Below are 1,244 nucleotides of genomic sequence, written 5' to 3'. Positions count from 1 at the left end.
CAGCCATCGCCGCCGGCCGCCGGGTAATAGCGTCGGGTTTCCAGGGTGCCGTCGGGGTTTTCCTGGGTCAGCAGGTTACCGAAGACGTCGAAGGTGGTGCGGGTGATTTCTTCGTGGGTCTGGCTGGAGGCGCTGGGGTGATACCAGAGCTTCAGCACTTCACGAGGCAACTGGCACTGAGGCGGTTGCTGGATGAACGGCAGGCCCGGCGTGCCGTGATAAGTGGTGCGGGTGCTGAGCACGTTGTCGCGCTGGGTGACGGTTTCCTCGGTCAGCAGGTGAAAGTTGTTGAAGGTGCGCAGCGTGGTGCGCAGCGCCTGGCCGTCGACCCAGAGCATTTCCGTACTGCTGTAGGTGTAGCGCGGATCGGCCTGGTAGAGGTTGTCCAGACCGTCGTCGTCCCAGATCAGGCCACTGGCGTTGAAGCCCAGGAAGTTCTCGCTGGAATAGCGGTAGTGCACTTCGATCGGCGGCTGACCGAAACCGGGGTGTTGGGCGTGTTGCAGCACGCGCGGCAAGGACGGGTAGCGGCTCTGCGGGAACTCGTGGCCCTGGGCATCGTAGGTGATGTATTCATGGCCACCCAGCGGGGTACGCAATTCCTTGATGCACAGGTACTCGTTCAGCCACTCGTAGGTGAAGTGCCAGCCGGCCTGATTGTCGCTGGGCAGGATGACGCGGCTGACTTCACCGTTGTCGAGCACCAGCGTAAAACGGGCCAGCGGCCCGCCCTCGCTGCCCTGGCCGGGGTGCAGGTCGACGTTGATCTGGGCGCTGCCCAGACGGGTGATGTCGAGGAGCGTGCCGTAGTCGTCGCTGAGGCGGCGCAGCACGGTTTCGCCGGCAAAGGTGTCGTAGGCCAGGCTGAGCCGATGGCCTTCGGCGGAGTGGACCTCGGTGACCCAGGCCAGGGTATCGCCGCCCTGCAGGGTGAGGATTTCCACCAGACCGGACTTGTGCACCACGCGGTAGCGGTTGCTGCCCTCGAAGGAGAAATGAAAGCTGTCGATCTTGCGTTCGGGCACGCTGGGCTGGCTGATGGAGCCTTCGATGCGGAAGGTCTCGCCGGTGGACAGCGAGAGGATGCGCGACACGGTGTCTAAATGCGACAGGCGCAGGCTCCAGCCCTTGCCGAACCCGATGTCGCGAGGGCTCATGGGGCTGAAGCTCAGGGTCAGCGGCAGGCTGGGGCCGCAGAGGTGATTGGCCTTGAGTTCGGGCAGTGCAATGGAACAGGTGTATTG

At 63.9% G+C, this 1,244-nt stretch carries 1 pseudogene; it reads right to left on the bottom strand.

Annotated elements, in window-relative coordinates:
* Positions 1-1,244 (bottom strand): annotated as a pseudogene (locus JSY17_RS25470) (sugar-binding protein); the annotation flags it as partial.

The sequence above is a fragment of the Pseudomonas capsici genome (genome assembly GCF_017165765.1).
GTDB lineage: Bacteria > Pseudomonadota > Gammaproteobacteria > Pseudomonadales > Pseudomonadaceae > Aquipseudomonas > Aquipseudomonas capsici.
The sequence above is the reverse complement of the archived record's forward strand: the minus strand, read 5'-3'. Positions and strand labels throughout refer to the sequence as shown.